This window comes from Baekduia alba, from assembly GCF_028416635.1.
In the GTDB taxonomy this organism is placed as follows: Bacteria; Actinomycetota; Thermoleophilia; order Solirubrobacterales; family Solirubrobacteraceae; genus Baekduia; species Baekduia alba.
The window spans coordinates 455,225-473,853 of record NZ_CP114013.1 but is presented as its reverse complement, the minus strand read 5'-3'; the positions used below and the strand labels follow the sequence as shown (position 1 = coordinate 473,853).

The following is an 18,629-nucleotide window of genomic DNA, read 5'->3' as shown; positions in this document are numbered from 1 at the left end:
GTTGCGGCCGTTCCTGTCGTCGCGACCTTCGACCCAAATTGGATACGATCCTTGCGATTTTGGATGCCACTGTCAAGATGGCGTCGTGGCTTCCCGAGTGAGGAGACAACGTGGACTTCGCCGACCTGGTCGACCCTGAGCTTCGAGAGAGCCTGTTCCGCGTGCCGCCGGGCCTCGACCCGGCCGAGGATCTGGAGGGCACGCGCCGGCGCATGCTCGAGCGCGCGCCGTTCGCCGGAAGCGCCGATCAGCAGGCCCGCGTCCAGCGCACCGACCTCACGATCCCCGGCCCACCCGACAACGCCGACGGCGTTCGGGTGCGCGTCTACGAGCCGCGCGAGCGCGCCGCCGAAGCGCTGCCCGGCCTGCTCTGGGTCCACGGCGGCGGCTTCTGCGGCGGAGCGGTCGACCAGGACGACGGCCTCTGCACCTCGATCGTCGACGAGATCGGCGCGGTCATCGTCTCCGTCGACTACCGGCTCGCGCCCGAGCACCCGTTCCCCGCCGGCCCCGAGGACTGCTACGCGGCGTTGCGCTGGCTCTTCGACACCGCGCACGAGCGCGGCGTGACGCGCTCCCGGATCGGCGTCGCCGGCTACAGCTCCGGTGCCGGGTTCGCGGCCGCACTCGCGCTCATGGCCCGTGACCGGGGCGAGTGCGAGCTCGCGTTCCAGGTGCTGCTCTGCCCCCTGCTCGACGTTCCCCACCGGGCCTCGAGCCGCGCGATCGTCGACCCGCGGGTCCGCAACCAGCCCACCACCGACAGCTCGTGGCGCCTGTATCTCGGCGACGCGTACGACGCGCCCCCGGCCTACGCCGCACCGGCCCGCGCGGCGGACCTCTCCGGCCTGCCCCCGGCCTACCTCGCCGTCAGCCAGTTCGACGTCAACTGCGAGGAGGACATCGAGTACGCGCGCCGCCTGCTCGGGGCGGGCGTCGCCACCGAGCTCCATGTGTTCCCGCGGGGGTTCCACGGCTTCGAGCTGCTGGTCCCGGACGCGCAGATCTCCCGCGACGCGGTCGCCGACCGGACGCGCGCGCTCCGCCGGGCCCTTCACCCGAGTGGGGAGTAGCGCGCCGTGGAACGGAGCCGTCACCTCAGTCCTGACAGCACAAGGCCAACGGCTGTGACACCAAGCCGGCTGCGAGGATTACATACGATTTCGATCAGATCGTGTACAACTCTTGTCGGACATGCCGGACGCGCCATCGACATCGACCTCGCCCTGATGCCAGATCCGCGGCTCATGCAGGCGGAACGCCTCACCGACGCGATCCACGCGCGGGTGATGAGCGGCGAGCTGCCGGCCGGCGCGTGGCTGCGCCAGAGCCGCCTCGCGACCGAGTTCGACGTCAGCCGGACGCCCATCCGCGAGGCGCTGCAGACCCTGAGCGAGCGCGGCGTCGTCGAGCTGCATCCTCACCGCGGCGCCCGCGTGCGGGTGCCCACGCTGCGCGAGATCCACGAGGCCTACTTCGTTCGCGCCGAGCTCGAGGGCATCGCGGCAGCGCTCGCCGCCGACCTCGCCTCCCAGGAGCAGGTCGACCGCCTCAAGGCGGCCGAGCAGCTCTTCGAGGAGGCCGTGGCGAGCTTCCAGGTCGACGGCGACACCGACGACGCCACGCGACGCACCTGGCAATCGGCCAACGACGCCTTCCACGAGGTCATCCACGAGGCCTCGCACAACGACGTGCTCCGCGAGACGCTCGCCGGCCTGCACCGCCGCTTCCCGCGGAACCTCACCTGGGGCGTCCTCGACGACGCGCGGCTGCTGAAGGACAACGTCGCGCAGCACCGCCGGATCCGCGAGGCCATCGAGGCCCGCTACGGCGAGGGCGCGCGCACCCTCATGCGCGACCACGTCCAGCGCTCCGGCGACCTGGTCGCCAGCCGCCTCCCAGACCTGGCCGCTTCGTAGACCCCGAGCCGGAAAGCAGTGTCTGTGCGTGCGATGAGACCGATCGTGACCCCGATGCGGGCCCTGGGCGACGAGGACCAGCGGGTCCTGATCGTGCTGGCCCTCACGCTCGCCACGGGCGTCGTCGATGCCGTCAGCTACTTCTCCCTCGACCACGTCTTCACGGCCAACATGTCGGGGAACATGGCGCTGCTCGGGATCGGCACGGCCACCAGCCTGCACGCGGTCACCGGCAACGTGTACGCCTTCTTCGGCTTCGTCATCGGGTCGGTCGCCGTGGCCCGCTTCCTGCGCACGCGAAGCGGCTCGTCGCTGCGCATCGCCGGCCTCGCCCTCGGCCTGCAGCTCGTGCTCCTGATTGCGCTGACGCTGCTCGTCGCCGTGATCGACGTGCACGTCCGCGACGGCTGGCGCTATGCCGTGTGCGCGATCCTCGCCGTCGCGATGGCCATCCAGACCGGCATCGCGCGCCACCTTGCCGTCCAGGACGTCAACACCACGGTCGCGACCATGACCCTGCACGACCTCGCCGCGGCCTCACGCGCCGCCGGCGGCGACTCCGTGCGCTGGCGCCGCCGCGCCGGCGTGGTCATCGCGCTGTTCGTCGGCGCGGCCTGCGGCACCGCGCTCGACCAGGCCGTCCGGTGGGGCGGCCTCGCGCTCAGCTCCGCGATCGTGGCCTTCGTGCTCGTCGTGACGATGACGCTCGCGGCCGACGACGACCGCCCCACGACGCCCACCGGCGACGATGCCCCGGGCCGGGCGGGCGGCCTCGAGCTGCAGCCGTCACCGGTCGGCGCGCGGCGCTGACTCACGCGATCTCGCGGGCCCCGTCCCTACGGCCTCCGGCTGTGCCTCACCGATCGTCCTCACCCTGTTCTCCGACACGGCCGGCGACGACCGCCGCCTGACCAACCTCGTCAGGCGCCTCCTCCGCGTCGAGCACCGCACGGGACCGCGCGGATGCGCGGTCGGTCAGGCGCTCCCGGCCCGGCGCCGCTCGCGGCGCGGGCCCGACGGAGGCGTCCCTGTTGGACGGCAGCCAGCACATGCGCGCGCTCAGGCGGTGGCTGGGGCGTAGGCGAGGTTCAACACGCCGGTGCTGAACTGCTCCTGGCTGACGAGCTCGAGGGCGTGGGTCGCATCGTCCTCGAACAGGCGGGCGCCGTGCCCGACCACGATCGGGTGCAGGAAGACGCGGAGCTCGTCGAGGAGCTCGTCGCGCAGGAGCGCGCGCACGAGCGTGGCGCTGCCCGTGACGACGAGGTCGCCGTCGGTCTCGTCCTTGAGGGCCTTGATCTGCCCGGCCACGTCGCCGGAGATGATCTTGGTGTTGTTCCAGTCCGCGCGCTCGAGCGAGTCGGACACCACGTACTTGGGGTGGCTGTTGAAGAAGCCTGCGAGCTGCTCGTCGTCGCTCTTGGGCCAGAAGTCCGACCACTCGTCGTAGAGCACCCGGCCCATCAGGAACGCCTTGTTGGTGCCCATGCCCGCGCCGATCGCGGCGCCCATCTCGTCGTTGAAGTAGGACATGTGCCACTGGTCGGGGCTCTCGACGACGCCGTCGAGGGACATGAAGAAGTTCGAGACGATCCTGCCCATTGGTGTTGCTCCTTGTGTCGTTGTAGAAGTGGTTGGTGGATGTTCTGGCCGCATCGAGGCCATGCGGCAGCCAACCGCTGGGGAGAGCGGTGCGTACTCGGCTGCGGGGCGGCGGCGGTTAGGCCGCGGGCGCCGGCTGGGTGATCCGGATGCTGTTGCCCGACGGGTCCCGGATCCCGGCGTCGATGCCGTAGGGCTGCTCGACGGGCTCCTGGGTGATGTCCACGCCGCGTTCGCGGAGGCGGTCGATCGTCGCGCGGCAGTCGTCGACCTCGAAGATCAACGGCGGCGTGTAGCCCTTGGCGAGGATCTGCCGTACCTGCGCGCCGGTCGCCTCATCCATCTGCGGGGGATCGAAGGCGGTGAGCTGCAGCACCAGGTCCTGGCCGGGCAGCCCGACCGCGAGCCAGCGCAGGTTGCCGTACTCGGCGACCGTCACGTCCATGCGGACCTCGAAGCCGAGGACGTCGCGGTAGAACGCGAGCGCCTCGTCCTGGTCGGTGACCCACACGCCCGTGTGCGTGATGCGGTTGAACATGGCCCGGACCTTACGTCGCGTCCGCGGCCGTGTCTTCTCCATTCCTGCGCCGTTTCGCGTGGGCCATCACCACGCACGTGGGCACGTGCGCCATCCGCGCAGCCGGCGGGAACGCGGCCCGGTACGCCGTCGGCGTCATCCCGTAGACGCGACGGAACGACGACGTGAACGAGCCGACGCTCGCGAGACCCACGTTGAAGCAGACCTCGGCGACGTTGTAGTCCGTGCCACGCAGCAGTGCGGCGGCCCGCTCCAGCCGCCGCGTCAACAGGTACTGATGCGGCGTCTCGCCGAACGCGCGCTTGAACGTGCGGATGAAGTGCGCCTCCGAGCAACACGCCCTGGCCGCGAGAGCGGCCGTGTCCAACGGGTCGGCGTAGCGCGCATCGATGAGGTCCTTGGCACGGAGCAGGTTCCGGTCGGGGTGATCGGCGATCACGGGCCCAAGGGTATGGCCACCAGCTCGCGCCCGGGGTGCCAGGAGCGTGGAGGAGGTGCGCCGGACCGGCGTCGTCTGCCGGCCGGCGGAGGCTGACGCCTCACTCGCCCCGCAGCGCGTGCGCGAGGATCGCGCGCGCTTGCTCGCGCGTGACCGGCACGGGCGCCGACGGCGCCGCCTCGGCCACCAGCTCCGCGGCGCGGTCGGCCCCCGCCTCGTCGAGCCCGAGATCGGCGAGGCTGGCGGCGAGGCCGAGGTCCCGCGTGAGCGCGCGCAGTCCCTCCACCGCGTCCTCCGCGCCGAGCGCCCGCGCGACACGACGGAGCGCCGCGTCGGCGACCCCGCGCTCACGCGCATGCGCCACGACCCACGGCAGCACGACCGCGTGCACCTCCGCGTGCGGCAGATCGAACGCGCCGCCGAGCACGTGGCAGATCTTGTGGTGCAGGGCGGTGCCGCCGACGGCCAGCGCGGCCCCTCCGAGCCATGCACCGCGCAGGGCCTCGGTGCGCGCGCCGAGGTCCCCCGGATCGCGCACGCAGCCGCGCAGGCCGGCGGCGAGCGAGGAGATCCCCTCGGCGGCGACGGCGTCGGTGACGGGGTTCGCGGACGCCGTCCACATCGCCCCCACGCAGTGCGCGACCGCGTTCATGCCGCTCGCCGCCGTCACCGGCACGGGCAGGCTGACGGTCAGCTCCGGGTCGTAGACGACGGTCTTCGGCAGGACGGCGAGGTCCCTGCCGGTCGTCTTCGCGCCGTCGCTCGTGATGCCCCAGATCGGCGTCATCTCCGAGCCGGCGTACGTCGTCGGGACGGCGAGGATCGGCAGTCCCGTCGCTCGCGCGATCGCCTTCGCGAGGCCGACCGCGCTGCCGCCGCCGATCGTCGCGAGGCCGTCGGCGCCGGTCGCCGTCGCCGTCTCGCGGGCCTGGGCGACGAGCGCGGCCGGCACGTGCTGGCGCACGTCCCCGATCGTCGCGACGCGGCGCGCACCGAGCGCGTCCTCGAGCTCGCGCGCCGGCGCGCCGTCGAGCAGCCCGTCGATCAGCACGACGCGCCGCACCCCAAGCCGCTCGACCTCCTCCGGCACGGCGGCGCGGGCGCCGCACCCGAACAGCACGCGCCCGCGGAGCGCCTCGTACTCGACGCGAGCGCCGTCCGGGCCCGAGGCGGCCATCAGTGCGTCCGCCCGCGGTCGGCCACCCCGGCGTCGTCCTCGCCCGGCGCGAGCACGATGTCGAGCGCGAGCGATGCCCACGGCCCCTCGACCCCCTCCGGCGTCCCCTCGTCCCCCGCCTCGTGCCGCTCGAAGCGCCGCAGCAGCGACGGCTTGACCGCGAAGACGGTGTCGCCGTCCAGGTACGCGCTGTCCATGTCGAAGATGTGCGTCGTGAGCGTCTTGTGTCCGGCGGCGCGCACCACGACGTGGATGTGCGCCGGGCGCCACGGATGCCGGCCGCTGGCGGCGAGCATCCTCCCTACCGGCCCGTCGTCGGGGATCGGGTACGGCACCGGCCGCACGGCGCGGAAGGCGAAGCTGCCATCCGCGCGCGTGCGAAAGCGCCCGCGCAGGTGATCGTCGGCCGCGTCGCCGTCCTGCACCGCGTAGAGGCGGTTGTCGCCGTTCTGCCACACGTCCAGCTCGGCGTCCGCGATCGGCGCGCCGTCGAGCCCGAGCACGCGCCCCTGCACGAGTGCCGGCGTGCCGGCTTCCTGCTCGGCGATGTCGGCACCATACGGGCGCAGCGGCGAGCCGGGCACGTAGAAGGGGCCGAGGATCGTCGGCTCCGTCGCACCCGACGGCAGCGGGTGCGCGAGCGCGTCGACGAGCATCGAGACGCCGAGCGTGTCGGACCAGAGGATGAACTCCTGGCGCTTGTCGTCGGTGATGTGCCCGGTCGCCGTCAGCACGCGGATCGCCGCCGCCCACTCGTCCTCCGTCAGGCCCACCTCCGCGACGAAGCCGTGGAGGTGGCGGACGAGGCTCTGCATGATCGTGCGCAAGCGCACGTCCGGCGTCGCGTCGAAGCTCGTCACCGCCTGGGCCGTGACGTCCTCCGGGCGAGTCAACTTACTCACCAGTCGCATTGCTTCTCCTTCCGGGACCATCCTTGCGGGACCCGCCGAACCATCGCCGATGCGCCGCCGCCCGGCAGTGACGTAGGTACCTACGCCGAGGGGCCGCCCGGATCGGGCGGCCTGCGCCGCCAGCGCAGGAGCGGGCTCGCACCGAGCGTGCCCTGGCGCTTGGCCAGGCCGACGGCGAGGAGCAGCGCCGCTCCGTTGAAGAGGTCGGGGATCCAGACGGGAGCGCCGCCGAGCTGCAGTCCCTTGACCCCCAGGGCGAGGAGGTAGACCGCGAACACCGTCCCCAGCACGTTGAACCGGCCCCCTCGGAACTGCGTGGATCCGAGGAACGCGGCCGCGAAGGCCGGCAGCAGGTACGCGGGCCCGGTCGTGGGATCGCCGGTGGCCAGTCGCGACGAGACCAGGGTTCCGGCCGCAGCGGCGATCACGCCGCAGGCGATGAGCGTCAGGACGACGACGGTCGACGTGCGAACGCCGGCGAGCCGGGCGGCTTCGAGGTTTCCGCCCGTCGCGTACACGCGGCGGCCTGCCGGCGTGCGCTCGAGCACGTACCACACCACGACCACGACCGCGGCCAGGAACCAGACCGGATACGTCATCCCGATCAGCTCCCCGGTGCCGAGCTTCTGGAAGTTCGCGCCGAGGTCGAGGATCTGCTGTCCGTCGGAGATCCAGGACGTCATCGCGACGAGGACCGACGAGAGGCCGAGGGTGGCGATGAACGAATCGATGTGCGTGCGGACGATGAGCAGGCCGGCGACCAGGCCGACGGCCGCTCCGCTCAGCAGGGTGAGGACGACGGTGACCGGGATCGACAGGTTCTGCTTCGAGAGCAGCCAAGCGGAGATGATCGAGGCCACGCCGACCTGCGCCCCGATCGCCAGGTTGAACGTCCCCGCCGACAACGGGATGACGAGGGCGATCGCGGTGAGCGCGGTGATCGACTGGTCGTCCAGGAGCGTCCTGAACGTGTCGCCGCGGAGGAAGGTGTCGGGCACCCAGATCGAGTACAGGACGAACAGCGCGATGAAGATGTAGACCCCGCTGCACCTGCGAAACGACAGCGCCTGGCGAACGCGGGCGCCCACGGCGGGCTCCGGCGATCGCCCGACGACGGGGGCGTCTTGTGCCTTGTCAGCCACCGAGCGCAGTACCTGCACGGGGCTCACCTCCATTCGGTTGAAGCGACGGGTCCTCCAAGAGCCCGAGGCTCTCGCTGACGAGACGTGCCTCGGTGAGCTGCCAGCGGTCGAGCTCGGCGGCCACGCGCCCATCGCGCAGCACGAGGACCCGATCGCACAACGTCATCAGCTCCTTGACGTCGGAAGACGACACCAGGACCCCGGCACCGGATTCTGCGACCTCGTCGATCAGGCCGTAGATCGCCGCCTTGGCGCCGACGTCGACGCCCTGGGTCGGCTCGTCGAGCAGCAGCGTCCGCGGCCCGGTGCGCAGCCACTTGGCCATGACGAACTTCTGCTGGTTGCCGCCGGAGAACAGCCCCAGGGCGCGTTCGGCCACCGGCGGGTGCAAGCCGACGCGGTCGACCCACTCGCGCGCCTCGCGCCGCTCGGCGGCGCGGTCCAGACGGCCGAAGGCGCGCCGCAGCGGGCCCAACATCGGCAGCGTCAGGTTCTCGCGCGCGCTCACGGTCATCACCGCGCCCTGACGCAGCCGATCGGCGGGAACGTACGCGAGACCGCGCCGAACGCTGAGCGCGATGTCCCCGGCCGGGACCGGTTCGCCCCCCACGGTGACGGCGCCGGCGCTGCGCGCCGTGGCGCCGAAGACCGTTGCCGCGACCTCCTCGCGTCCCGATCCGAGCAGGCCGGTGATGCCGAGGATCTCCCCTGCGCGAATTTCGAAGTCGAGACCCGACAGCGTCTCGGTGACGAGGCCCTCCGCTCTCAGTGCCACCGCGTCCGTCCGGTGATGCTTGATCTTCACCGCGGCGACCTCGCGCCCGGCGATGATCCTCACCAGGCCGTCGTGATCGACCTCGGACGAGGGGACGGCGGCGACCACGCGCCCGTCCCGCAATGCGACGAGACGATCGGAGAGCCCCAGGACCTCGTCGAGCCGGTGGGAGATGAACACGACCCCCGCGCCCTCGCTCGCCACCCGTCGGACGGCTTCGAACAGCTTGTCCACCTCCTCCCCTCCGAGCGCAGCCGTCGGCTCGTCGAGCAGGAGCACGCCGTCCGGCGGCGACCAGTCGCTCATCGCGCGAGCGATGGCGACCACCGCGCGCTCCGCCGCGGCCAGATCCGCCACCGGCTTGGTCACGTCGAAGTCGCCGCCGAAGCGACGGATGGCCCGCTGGGCGCGAGCGCGTTCGTCTCGCCGCGGGAACGGCAGCAGTCCGCGTGAGCCGAGCGGGTTTCCGATGTCGAGGTTCTCGATCGTCGAGAGCCCCGGCACGAGGCCGAGGTCCTGGTGGATGAACCGAAGCTCGCGGTGCTCGATCCTCGCGCCCGGATCGGCGTCGTAGATCCCGGCGAGCACCTTGACGAGCGTCGACTTCCCCGACCCGTTCTGCCCAACGACGGCGACGATCTCGCCGGCGGTGACGTGGAGCGCCACGTCGTCGAGCGCCTTGACCCCGGGAAACGACTTCGACAACCGCTCGACCTGCAGCAGGCGAGCACCCGGCTCGCCTGCTGCGTCGTTCCTGATCTCGTCCAGCGGGCTCATCTCAGCCGGTCGCCCGCGCCCCGGACCAGAGCTTTCCGAACCGCTCGACGAAGTCCGGATAGATCGAGAAGCCCTTGCTGACGTCGTCAGGCAGGTCCTCCTTGGTGATGAGCTGGTACGGCGTCGGCAGGGTTCTCTCGTTCGGCGTCAGCGGCTGCCCGGTGGCCAGGCGGACGGCCTCGTCCAGCTGCGTGAAGACCATCACGCCGACGTCCTGGACGACGGCGGCGTCGAAGCCGCCCGTCTTGAGGTCCTGCAGGTTGCCCGGCGTGGGGCCGGTACCGGCGATCTTCACGTCGATCCCGGCCGTTCTCAGCGCCGCGGGAAGGCCGGTCGCCGTCTCGAACGCCGGGAACAGGATGACGTTGGTGTCGGGGTGGGCTTGGAGATCGCTGACGATCCGGCTCGGAGCGGTGGAGCCGACCGTGGCGATCGGGATGTCCACGGAGCGGACCTCGCACGACGGGCAGTTCTTCTTCAGCTCGACCTCGAACGCCTCCCGCTCGACCTTGGTGAAGTCCAGCTCGGGAATGCCGTACCAGCCGATGTTGGCCTTGCCCTTCGCTTCGACGATCGCCCAGTCGGCGAGGGTGCGGCCGGCGGCCTGGAAGTTGGCCGGGCCGGCCGAGACCGCGTCGATGCCCACTTCCGGACCAGCCATGACGGCGATCGCGGCAACCGGGATCCCGGCGTCCTTGAACGTCGAGAGGCCGTTGCCGAGCGAGCTGACGTTGAGGCCGGGCAGGAGCAGAGCTGAGGGTCGCTTGGCCGCGATCGACGACAGAGCGGTCTGGATGTCGTCGGCCGAGTGACCCGCCTTGACGGCTTGGACCGGCGAGATGCCCATCGCTTTCGTCCCGACCCCGTACAGCTGCGCGAAGAGCCCGCAGAAGGGGGTCGCGCACTGCAGGAAGCCGAGCTTCTGGTCCGGACGCAGCTTCTTCTTCAATGGCTGCTCGACCGGGAAGGGCGTCGGCCCCTCGGCCTTGGTCACCACTGCCTGGGCCGCCTCGACGTCCGCCGGCTCCGCCGCGGCCGCCGTGGCACTGTTTCCATCGCTGGAATCGCCGCAGCCCGCCGTCGCGGCAACGACCAGGGCGAGCATCGCGATCACCGCCAGCAGCGGCACGCGAACCTTACTCAGCATCGACTCTCCTCCTCTTGCGGTGCGAAGTGACTGTCACCAGTCACGCTGCGCAGGGCGGCGTGGCTGGTACGTGCCGACCGTACGACCACCCGGAACACGACCGCAGTGACTTATGTCGCCGCGGACCTCTGGCCAGCGCCTCATCCTCGAGTCGCGACGGAAGATCGCCTGCGCCGCCCGAAAGGACCCGACGCTGCGGCGCAGGTGGGGCGAGACCGGCGGCGCTCGACGCGCGGGCCACCGGTCTCGCGCGCGGTTACCCGAGCCGCGGTCCGACGAACTCGAACCCGAGCTGCGTCGCGAGCGCCGCCATGGTGTCCGCGTCGGGCTGCGGCTGGGCCGGCGGCTCGGCCGACTCCGCGACGGGCACGCCGCCGTCCTCGAACATGCGCTCGATGCCGCCGGGCGTGAAGATGATCAACGCCCGCGCGCTCTCGGACTCGACGCTGAAGGCCTGCGGCACGCCCCGCGGCTGCCAGACGCAGGTGCCTGGACCAGCGACGAACTCGTCGTCGCCCACGCGGAAGCGGATCTGCCCCTCGAGTACGCAGATGGTCTCGTCCTCGCGGCTGTGGACGTGCAGCGGCGGTCCGTAACCCTTATAGGTGAACAACCCCTCGGCGACGCCGAGGGCGCCACCGGTGTCCTCGGCGCGGACCTTGACCTCCATGTGGCCGCCGTACCACCACTGAGGGCCCTCCGCCGGGCTGACGTCCGGCGTCGGCCCGCTCATGACCCTGCTCCCGCCGGCTGCGCGATCAACCGCTCGACCCAGTCGCCACCGATCTGCCGCGTCGCCACGTTCAGCGTGTTCCACGCGTTGATCGTCGCGATCGAGAGCACGAGCGCGGCGAGCTGCCGTTCGTCGTAGTGCTTGGCGGCCTCGTCCCACACCTCGTCGGGAACCGCGTCGGGGCGATCCGCGAGCCGAGTCGCGGCCTCGGCCAGCGCCAGCGCGGCGCGCTCGGCGTCGGTGAAGTACGGCACCTCGCGCCACGCGCTGACGGTGAAGATGCGCGCGTCCGGCTCGCCGGCGAGCTTGAGCTCGCGCGTGTGCATGTCGACGCACACGCCGCAGCCGTTGATCTGGCTCGCGCGCAGGTGCACGAGGTAGTGGGTGGTCTCGGGGATCCCGGCATCGCTGAACGACGCGCGGAGCTTCGTCAGCGCCTGAAAGGCGTCCGGAACCGCCATCGCCGGGCTCTTCATTCGTGCTTTCATCGGCTTCTCCATTTCATTGACTTCATCAATGGGGCTGTCGTCGACGCGCGCGCGACTCGGCTCTCTCGCCGTGGCGCCGTGGCGCGTCTGCCCCTACGTCGCGCCAGGCGCGACGAAAACATGGACCTATGAGCCCCAGGCTCCGTCGAGCGCCTCCGGGCGCCTCAGCGCCGGCTCGCGGACGCGCCGCCCGGGGCGGGCGGCAGCAGGACGATCTTGCCGAAGTGATCCTGCGCGGCGAGCTTGCGCTCGGCCTCGGCAGTGTCCTCCAGCGCGAAGCGGCTGTCGATCACCGGATCGATCTCGCCGGCGGCGACGTGCGAGAGCAGTGTCTCCATGCCCGGCTTCGTCCCGTTGTGCCAGAAGTGCATCGCGATCAGCTTGCGGTACATCTCGCGCGCGTCGAACGCCATCGCCGAGCCCGTCGTGGTGCCGCAGCACAGGAAACGCCCACCGTGATCCAGGCACGACGTGCTCAGCGGCCACGACGCGTCGCCGACGCTGTCGAGCACGATCGACGCTCCGCGCCCGTCGGTGACCTCGCGCACCTGCCGGGGCCAGTCCGGGTCGCGCGAGTCGAACGCGTGATCGGCCCCGATCTCCACCGCCCGCACGCGCTTCCACTCGGCCCCGCTGATCGCGATGACCCTCGCGCCGAACAGCCGCCCGATCTGGATCGCGGCGACGCCGCAGCCACCGGCGGCGCCGGTGACGAGCAGCGTGTCCTCAGCGGACAGCCGGCCGCGATCGACGACCCCGTGCCAGGTCGTGTTGTAGGAGAGGGCCGCGGCCGCGGCCGCTTCGAAGGAGACGCCGTCGGGGAGCGCGACGGCGTTGCTCGCCGGCAGGCGCGCGTACTCGGCGCGACCGCCCCACGTCTGCGCACCCCACAGCCGCCACCGCCGGCAGTACGGCCCTCCCGCGCCGCGCCGGCACGCATCGCAGTCTCCGCACGAGAGGATCGGGTAGACGACGACGCGATCGCCGACCGCAGGCGAGGTCACCCCTTCGCCCACGGCGACGACCTCACCCGCCGGGTCGCTGCCGCCGACGTGCGGAAGCTCGAACCCCGGCAGCCCGAAGCGCCCCTCGCGCGTCAGCACGTCGGGACCCGGGTTGGCGGTCAGCGCGCGCACGCGGATCACGACCTCCCCGGGACCCGGCTGCGGGTCGGGGACGTCCTTGTAGCGCAGCACCTCCGGACCACCGTGCTCCTCGACGACGACAGCCTTCATCTCCGCTCACCCTCTCCTCGAACCGGCGGGCACGACATCTCTCCTCCAGCGTCGCTCACCGACAGCCCTATCGCATCGACGCGGGAGGCCCCTCCAGGCTCCACTCGTTGACCCCGCGGGGGTTCTCGTCGATCGGCCAGGAGATCACCTCGTAGGTGTCCTCGTTGAGGATGACCTCCTCCTCGGCCGAGTACTCGATCACGTTGCCTGCTGCGTCGAAGAAGTAGAAGACGACGTTCTGGCCGCAGCCGTGGCGGAGCGGGCCCCAGATCAGCTGATCGCCTGCCGTCTCCTTGACGCGCGCGTGCGCGGCGATCACCGCGGGATCGTTCTTGAGCGTGAACTGCAGGTGGTTCAGGCCGTCGTACTCGGAGTGCGCGACGCCATAGCAGTGATAGAGCGTGTGGGAACGGAAGAAGGTGATGAACGGGACCCCGTCGGGAGCGACGATCCGGCCCGACACCTTGAGGCCCATGACGTCGCTCGCGAACGCGACGGACGCCTCCACGTCGGTCGCGCGCAGGATCACGTGGTCCAGGCTGATCGGCGCGGGGTCGACGGGCGGCCGGCGGACGTTCCACGCCATCGGCAGGTCGACGTTGACCCCCGTCGTCAGCTCGATCGTCGCATCGCTGGGCGTCTGGAAGCGCACCGCGGGCGCGTGGTGCCAGAGATCGGACTCGTCGACCCGCTCCGCGGCCACGCCGGACGCCGCCAGGCTCTCCTGCGCCCGGTCGAGCGCCGCCTGCTCCCGGACGAGGTACGAGACGTGGTCGATCCCGGACTCGCCGGGCGTGTAGACCAGCGAGTACCGGTCGAGGCCGTGGGCGGCCAGGTAGTGGCGGCCCGCCCCGTCGCGCTGGACGAGCGTGAGCCCCATGTGCTCCTCGGCGAAGTGCGCGGCCGCCTCGGGGTCGGGCGTCCGCATCGCGATGTAGTGAAGGCGGTCGATGCCCAGGTGTGCCATTACTCAGAGTCCTCCGATTCAACGACATGAGTGACGAGGGACGGGCCGAGCCCCTCGATCGAGACGACGACCTCGTCTCCCGGCACGAGACGCTCGCGTGGTGTCCGGCCGTAGCCCACGCCGGCGGGCGACCCGGTGGAGATCAGGTCGCCCGGCTCCAGCGTGAGCACCGAGGTCAGGTGCTCGAGGATCGCCTGAACGCTGAAGATCATCCGCGACGTGCTCGAGGACTGCTTGACCTGCCCGTTGACGGTCAGCTCGATCCCCAGCTGCTGGGGATCGCCGACGAACCGTGACGGGGTGATCAGCGGACCGGCCGGGCCGAACCCGTCCCAGCCCTTGTGCAGGAGCCAGTCCATCCCGATGACCGGCTGCCAGCTGTCCATGTAGTCGCGGTTCGAGACGTCGTTGAACATCATGTAGCCGGCGACGCCGGCGAGGGCCTCGGGCCCACGCGCGAAGCGCATCCTGCGGCCGATGACGATCATCAGCTCGGCCTCCCAGTCGATCCACGTGGCGCCGGCGGGAACGTGGAGCTCGCCGCCGCCGCCGAGCATGGTGCTCGGGGGCTTGAGGAAGGCGTAGGGCACCGTGTTGGTCAGCTTCGCGTCCATCTCCTCGAGGTGGTCGCGATAGTTCGCTCCTACGCAGATGAGCTTGGACGGCGTGAGGACCGGGGGCAGCCATGTCACCGCATCGAGCGCGAGCGAGCCGGCGGCGGCGGGAGACGCCGAGACGGCGGCCGACAGCGCAGGCTCCCACTCGTCCCAGCGCCTGAGGGCCCCGAGCACGTCACGCGGGCCGTCCGGCCAGGCGCCGTCGAGCGCCTCGAGACGCAGCAGCCGCCCGTCGAGCTCGATCACGGTGACCGGCTCGCCGTGCTCCTCGATCGTGCCCAGCCGCCAGAGCGGCCTGGTGTCCGCGCCCACGATGCGCCTACCCGCCATGGGCGCGGCGGTCCGCGGGTTCGTCACCGGCGTCGGGCCGTTGGACCGAGCCGTTGAAGTGAACAGTAAGTGGTGACATTTGGATGCGTGAGTGTAAGCCGGTGTCGAGGGGGTTCGCAGTGACTTCCGTCCGCCGGAGCAGCAGCGCCGGCGACCTAGCTTCCTGCCGCGAGGGCAGCCTCGGCCACCGCGGCCTCCACGTCGTATCCATACAGCCAGGCGCCCCCGTCACCGCGCGCGAGCTCGGCGTCGCGCCGCTGCTGCTCCGCCCCGTCGGGCAGGTTGTAGGCGGTCGCGTTCTCGCGCGCATGCGCCTGCACCGCGCTCGCGCGCGGGATCCGCACGTGCTCGTAGCGCGCCAGGGCGCCGTCGATGTCGCCCGGCGCCCGCCCGAGGCAGGCGCCCAGCGCCACCGCGTCCTCGATCGCTTGGCAGGCGCCCTGGGCGGCGAACGGCAGCATCGGGTGAGCGACGTCGCCCAGCAGCACGACGCGACCCGACGTCCAGCTCGGCAGTGGCGTCCCGGCGAACAGGCCCCACAGCGTGACGTCTGTCAAGACGTCGATCGTCGCGCGCACGTCCGGGTGCCAGCCGGCGAAGCGCTCAGCGAACTCCGCCGCGCTGACATGCTGCGGCTGGAACCCGTGCGGCCAATCGTCGAACGCGACGAGGCCGACGACGTTCATCAGGCCGCCGCCGGCGACCGGATAGTGCACGAAGTGCCGGCCGGGACCCAGCCAGATGCCGACGGAGCGAGCCGCGTCGCCGAGGGGCGCGCGCTCGATCGGCAGCAGCGCGCGGTAGGCGCAGAAGCCGGCGAACGCCGGGCCGTGGCCGCTTGCGACGCTCTCGCGCACGACCGAGCGCAGGCCGTCCGCCGCGACGACCAGGTCGGCCTCGACGGCGGTTCCCTCCTCGAACAGCACGCGCGCGCCCCCCTCCGTCTGCTCGACGCCGACGCAGCGGTGCCCGGCGTGGAGCAGGTCCTTCGGCAGCGCGGCGAGCAAGAGCTCGAGGAGGTGCGCGCGGTGGATCACGACGTAGGAGGCGCCGTAGCGCTCCTCGTGCTCGAGGTCGCTCGACTGGAATCCCAGCAGCCGTCCGTCGGACCAGCGCCGGTACTCGATCGCTCTCGCCGGCCGCACCGCGCGATCACGCAGCTCCTCGGCGAACCCGAGGCGATCGAGCAGGCGCACCGCGTTGGGCGCGAGCTGGATGCCCGCGCCGACCTCGCCGAACGCCGGGGACTGCTCGTACACGTGCGGGCGAATCCCAGCGCGCAGCAGCGCCAGCGCCGCCGTCAGGCCGCCGATCCCGCCGCCGACGATCGCGACGGTCGGCGCGTGCGAGGCCGCCGTGGGAGGCACGTCTGATGCATTGACCATGCGCCAGATCAAATGCGAACCCCCACCGCACCGCGGTGACAATTGTCCCCGTCGAAGCGCCGTCCAGCGCTTGCTACGCTCGCCGGACGATGAGAGCTCCGGCGATGGCTGGCGTCGAAGACGCGGTGCGGCGGGCTTGGGCGCAATCGTTTCTCGCCGACATGCCCGAGGTGTCGGCGCGTCTGCTCGAAGGGACGCGCGTCGAGTCGACACCGGCGGGGAGCGTCGTCCTGCGCGGCGGCAACCCCAACGACCAGGCGGTCGTCCTCGTCGTCGCCGGGCTCGTGCGGGCCTTCGTGCACAGCCGCGACGGCAGGCAGGCGACGGCCCGCTACGCGGCCGAGGGCGAGATCGTCGGGCTCCCGCCGCTGCTCGCCGAGACGATGCCGATCATGGTCAGCGCGGTCACCGACACGCTTCTCGTCCGCCTCCCTACGGAGCGCTTCAAGGCCATGGCGTCCAGAGACGCCGCGCTCGCATGGGCGACCGCACGCTACCTGGCCCAGCAGGTCTCGAACGGCAACGAGACGCTCAGCGCCGACATCTTCCTGCCGATCCGATCGCGCATCGCTCGGCACCTCCTCGATCTCGCACAGCGTGAACCGGCCGGTCTCGTCGTCCACGTCCGCCACCAGCACATCGCCGATGCGATCGGCTCGGTGCGCGAGGTCGTCTCGCGTGAGATGAAGCGCCTGCAGACCGCGGGCCTCCTCATGCGCATCGACGACGGCGTGCTGATCGCGAACCCGGCCGAGCTGCACCGCATCGCCTCCGGCGAGGACTGAGCGCCGGACGGCGCCGAGCCTCGGAGCGCGAGCCGCAACGGCTCTGAGAGCTGACGCAGCGCAACAACCGGAGCGGTCTCCACCGCCATCGTGCGGTGGGGAGCGCGACCCACCCACCTCGCCCGGAGAGACGACCGCAGTCGCCATGCTCTTGCTTTTCTATGCTTGATCCTGACTAAATAGTAGTGCTGCTCATGGCGTGCCCTGCGCCATGTTTGCAGCCGGCCCTCCCGCCGATATCCCCGCGGCTATCGGGTTGCAGCGCGATCTGTATTTGCCGGCCCCCATCCGGCGACCGTAGCCTCGCTCGGTCAATCGAGGAGGCGACGTGAGCGCAGCATCCACCGGCGACGTGCTGTTGGTCGGCAGTGTCCCCGGCCACAGTGTCGAGCACGTGTTCCGCCTCTGCGCGCGGATCGTCGGCGAGCGCGCCTTCGCGTTCCCGGACGGTGAGCTCGGCCCGCGCCAGATGTGGATTGGAGCGCTCGGGGAGCTTGTGTACTCGAAGCACTCAGATCTCGAGCCGCTGCCCGACACGCACCTGCCGTTCGGCACCTACGGCGTGCGCGCGGGCGTCACGGAGGTGTCGTTCGACGAGCTCTACCCCTACGCCGCGTGCGCGATCGAGTCCTACAGCACGTTCACGCGGTTGCGCGACGCCGGCGAGATCCCAGCGGGCGCGCGCTTCCAGGTCTCGCTGCCGACCCCGCACGCGGCGGTCGTCTCCCACTTCGTCGACGTCGAGCGCTGGCCGATGCTGTTCGACGCCTGGACGCGCGCGATGCGCCGCGGCTACGACGCGATCCTCGAGCACATCCCCGTCGAGGACCTCGTCATCCAGCTCGACTACTGCACCGAGTTCGCGGACATCTGCGGCGTCTGGGGCAGCGACGCCGACGGGCGCCCTCAGCAGGAGCGGATCCGCCAGCACACCGACGCCGGCTACATCGCGCCGCTCTCGGAAGGCCTGCCCGCGGGAGTGGCGCTCGGCTACCACGTCTGCCTCGGCGCGTTCCCCAGTTGGCCGACCTGCCCGCAGGAGGACTTGAGCCTCGTCGTCGACGTCGCCAACCGGCTGATCGCGAGCACGCCCCGCCGCGTCGACTTCCTGCATCTCCCGGTGATGGACGACGCGCAGGAGGCCTACTTCACACCACTGCGCGACTTGACACGCGGTCCGAAGGTCTTCCTCGGGCTCGAGTGCCGCGACGGCGCCGACGCGCTGCGCCGACGCAGCGAGCTCGCGAGCGCGCACCTGAGTGACTTCGGGGTCGCGCACTTCTGCGGGTACGGCCGCGAGGACGCTGACCGCGTCGACGACTACCTCACCGACCTCGCGGTCGGCGCGGACGCGCTGACGACAGCCGGCGACTGACGAGCGGGCTCCGGCACAGGACGACACGGATCCGACGGAAGGCGCTGTCCACGGACGGCACGACGTTCGACGGCTCCGACGCCGCCGGCGAGGGCCGCTGGATCGGCAGCCACGTCGACCTCGTGTTCGACTCGGCCTCCGGGCTGCGCGCGCCGCGGAGGTCTACGCAACCGACGACGCGCAGGAGAAGTCCTCCGCGACTTCGTCGCCCCCTAGGCCAAGGTGATGAACCTGGACCGGTTCGACCTCCGATGAGCTCGAGGTCCTGGCCGGCCGCGCTGCGGACC

Annotated in this window: 19 protein-coding genes; 5 read left to right on the top strand and 14 right to left on the bottom strand. The window is 71.4% G+C overall.

Annotated features, from left to right (window positions below; genetic code table 11):
* The first annotated feature begins 110 nt into the window (after positions 1-110).
* From DSM104299_RS02265 to DSM104299_RS02255, 3 genes are all read left to right on the top strand, one after another.
* A complete protein-coding gene (locus DSM104299_RS02265) occupies positions 111-1,073 on the top strand; it encodes an alpha/beta hydrolase (RefSeq protein WP_272475660.1) in 963 nt (320 codons plus the stop codon).
* Positions 1,074-1,247: 174 nt separating this feature from the next.
* Positions 1,248-1,919 carry a GntR family transcriptional regulator gene (locus tag DSM104299_RS02260; RefSeq protein WP_272475659.1) on the top strand — a complete coding sequence of 224 codons (672 nt, stop codon included), beginning with the start codon at positions 1,248-1,250 and terminating at the stop codon, positions 1,917-1,919.
* Positions 1,920-1,973: 54 nt separating this feature from the next.
* Positions 1,974-2,729, top strand: coding sequence for a YoaK family protein (locus DSM104299_RS02255; RefSeq protein ID WP_272475658.1), 756 nt, complete (start codon positions 1,974-1,976; stop codon positions 2,727-2,729).
* 249 nt (positions 2,730-2,978) lie between these two features.
* Here DSM104299_RS02255 and DSM104299_RS02250 read toward each other — a convergent pair whose 3' ends face one another.
* From DSM104299_RS02250 to DSM104299_RS02185, 14 genes are all read right to left on the bottom strand, one after another.
* Positions 2,979-3,521, bottom strand: coding sequence for a dihydrofolate reductase family protein (locus DSM104299_RS02250; RefSeq protein ID WP_272475657.1), 543 nt, complete (start codon positions 3,519-3,521; stop codon positions 2,979-2,981).
* Positions 3,522-3,639: 118 nt separating this feature from the next.
* A complete protein-coding gene (locus tag DSM104299_RS02245) occupies positions 3,640-4,059 on the bottom strand; it encodes a VOC family protein (RefSeq protein ID WP_272475656.1) in 420 nt (139 codons plus the stop codon).
* Between the two features lie 10 nt (positions 4,060-4,069).
* On the bottom strand, positions 4,070-4,498 hold the full coding sequence (locus DSM104299_RS02240) for a helix-turn-helix domain-containing protein (RefSeq protein WP_272475655.1): 429 nt from the start codon (positions 4,496-4,498) through the stop codon (positions 4,070-4,072).
* A gap of 100 nt (positions 4,499-4,598) precedes the next feature.
* Complete coding sequence (locus DSM104299_RS02235) at positions 4,599-5,675, bottom strand: maleylacetate reductase (protein ID WP_272475654.1); 1,077 nt, start codon at positions 5,673-5,675, stop codon at positions 4,599-4,601.
* Positions 5,675-6,586, bottom strand: a complete 912-nt coding sequence (locus DSM104299_RS02230) for a dioxygenase family protein (RefSeq protein WP_272475653.1) — start codon at positions 6,584-6,586, stop codon at positions 5,675-5,677. Before DSM104299_RS02230 ends, DSM104299_RS02235 begins: the two co-directional genes overlap by 1 nt.
* 80 nt (positions 6,587-6,666) lie before the next feature.
* Complete coding sequence (locus DSM104299_RS02225; protein WP_272475652.1) at positions 6,667-7,674, bottom strand: ABC transporter permease; 1,008 nt, start codon at positions 7,672-7,674, stop codon at positions 6,667-6,669.
* Between the two features lie 46 nt (positions 7,675-7,720).
* Positions 7,721-9,280: a sugar ABC transporter ATP-binding protein gene (locus DSM104299_RS02220; RefSeq protein WP_272475651.1), complete on the bottom strand. Its 1,560-nt coding sequence runs from the start codon at positions 9,278-9,280 to the stop codon at positions 7,721-7,723.
* Between the two features lies 1 nt (position 9,281).
* Positions 9,282-10,427, bottom strand: a complete 1,146-nt coding sequence (locus DSM104299_RS02215; RefSeq protein WP_272475650.1) for a sugar ABC transporter substrate-binding protein — start codon at positions 10,425-10,427, stop codon at positions 9,282-9,284.
* A 256-nt stretch (positions 10,428-10,683) separates the two neighbouring features.
* Positions 10,684-11,160, bottom strand: a complete 477-nt coding sequence (locus DSM104299_RS02210) for a cupin domain-containing protein (protein WP_272475649.1) — start codon at positions 11,158-11,160, stop codon at positions 10,684-10,686.
* Positions 11,157-11,648 carry a carboxymuconolactone decarboxylase family protein gene (locus tag DSM104299_RS02205; protein WP_349294488.1) on the bottom strand — a complete coding sequence of 164 codons (492 nt, stop codon included), beginning with the start codon at positions 11,646-11,648 and terminating at the stop codon, positions 11,157-11,159. Before DSM104299_RS02205 ends, DSM104299_RS02210 begins: the two co-directional genes overlap by 4 nt.
* Before the next feature lie 164 nt (positions 11,649-11,812).
* Positions 11,813-12,883, bottom strand: coding sequence for an alcohol dehydrogenase catalytic domain-containing protein (locus DSM104299_RS02200; protein ID WP_272475647.1), 1,071 nt, complete (start codon positions 12,881-12,883; stop codon positions 11,813-11,815).
* Positions 12,884-12,950: 67 nt separating this feature from the next.
* On the bottom strand, positions 12,951-13,850 hold the full coding sequence (locus DSM104299_RS02195; RefSeq protein ID WP_272475646.1) for a VOC family protein: 900 nt from the start codon (positions 13,848-13,850) through the stop codon (positions 12,951-12,953).
* On the bottom strand, positions 13,850-14,779 hold the full coding sequence (locus DSM104299_RS02190) for a fumarylacetoacetate hydrolase family protein (protein ID WP_272475645.1): 930 nt from the start codon (positions 14,777-14,779) through the stop codon (positions 13,850-13,852). The genes DSM104299_RS02195 and DSM104299_RS02190 overlap by 1 nt, the downstream gene beginning before the upstream one ends.
* Positions 14,780-14,952: 173 nt before the next feature.
* Positions 14,953-16,164, bottom strand: coding sequence for an FAD-dependent monooxygenase (locus DSM104299_RS02185; protein ID WP_272475644.1), 1,212 nt, complete (start codon positions 16,162-16,164; stop codon positions 14,953-14,955).
* Between the two features lie 179 nt (positions 16,165-16,343).
* On the opposite strand from DSM104299_RS02185, the gene DSM104299_RS02180 reads away from it, so the two are divergent.
* Together DSM104299_RS02180 and DSM104299_RS02175 are read left to right on the top strand one after the other, a co-directional pair.
* Positions 16,344-16,967: a Crp/Fnr family transcriptional regulator gene (locus tag DSM104299_RS02180; RefSeq protein ID WP_272475643.1), complete on the top strand. Its 624-nt coding sequence runs from the start codon at positions 16,344-16,346 to the stop codon at positions 16,965-16,967.
* 328 nt (positions 16,968-17,295) lie between these two features.
* Complete coding sequence (locus DSM104299_RS02175; RefSeq protein WP_272475642.1) at positions 17,296-18,342, top strand: hypothetical protein; 1,047 nt, start codon at positions 17,296-17,298, stop codon at positions 18,340-18,342.
* Positions 18,343-18,629 lie beyond the last annotated feature (287 nt).

Excerpts from the sequence above, each read along its gene's own strand:
- DSM104299_RS02260 (WP_272475659.1), top strand. The coding sequence starts at position 1,248 with ATGCAGGCGGAACGCCTCACCGACGCGATCCACGCGCGGGTGATGAGC.
- DSM104299_RS02255 (WP_272475658.1), top strand. The coding sequence starts at position 1,974 with ATGCGGGCCCTGGGCGACGAGGACCAGCGGGTCCTGATCGTGCTGGCC.
- DSM104299_RS02250 (WP_272475657.1), bottom strand. The coding sequence starts at position 3,521 with ATGGGCAGGATCGTCTCGAACTTCTTCATGTCCCTCGACGGCGTCGTC.
- DSM104299_RS02245 (WP_272475656.1), bottom strand. The coding sequence starts at position 4,059 with ATGTTCAACCGCATCACGCACACGGGCGTGTGGGTCACCGACCAGGAC.
- DSM104299_RS02235 (WP_272475654.1), bottom strand. The coding sequence starts at position 5,675 with ATGGCCGCCTCGGGCCCGGACGGCGCTCGCGTCGAGTACGAGGCGCTC.
- DSM104299_RS02230 (WP_272475653.1), bottom strand. The coding sequence starts at position 6,586 with ATGCGACTGGTGAGTAAGTTGACTCGCCCGGAGGACGTCACGGCCCAG.
- DSM104299_RS02220 (WP_272475651.1), bottom strand. The coding sequence starts at position 9,280 with ATGAGCCCGCTGGACGAGATCAGGAACGACGCAGCAGGCGAGCCGGGT.
- DSM104299_RS02215 (WP_272475650.1), bottom strand. The coding sequence starts at position 10,427 with ATGCTGAGTAAGGTTCGCGTGCCGCTGCTGGCGGTGATCGCGATGCTC.
- DSM104299_RS02210 (WP_272475649.1), bottom strand. The coding sequence starts at position 11,160 with ATGAGCGGGCCGACGCCGGACGTCAGCCCGGCGGAGGGCCCTCAGTGG.
- DSM104299_RS02205 (WP_349294488.1), bottom strand. The coding sequence starts at position 11,648 with ATGAAAGCACGAATGAAGAGCCCGGCGATGGCGGTTCCGGACGCCTTT.
- DSM104299_RS02200 (WP_272475647.1), bottom strand. The coding sequence starts at position 12,883 with ATGAAGGCTGTCGTCGTCGAGGAGCACGGTGGTCCGGAGGTGCTGCGC.
- DSM104299_RS02195 (WP_272475646.1), bottom strand. The coding sequence starts at position 13,850 with ATGGCACACCTGGGCATCGACCGCCTTCACTACATCGCGATGCGGACG.
- DSM104299_RS02180 (WP_272475643.1), top strand. The coding sequence starts at position 16,344 with ATGCCCGAGGTGTCGGCGCGTCTGCTCGAAGGGACGCGCGTCGAGTCG.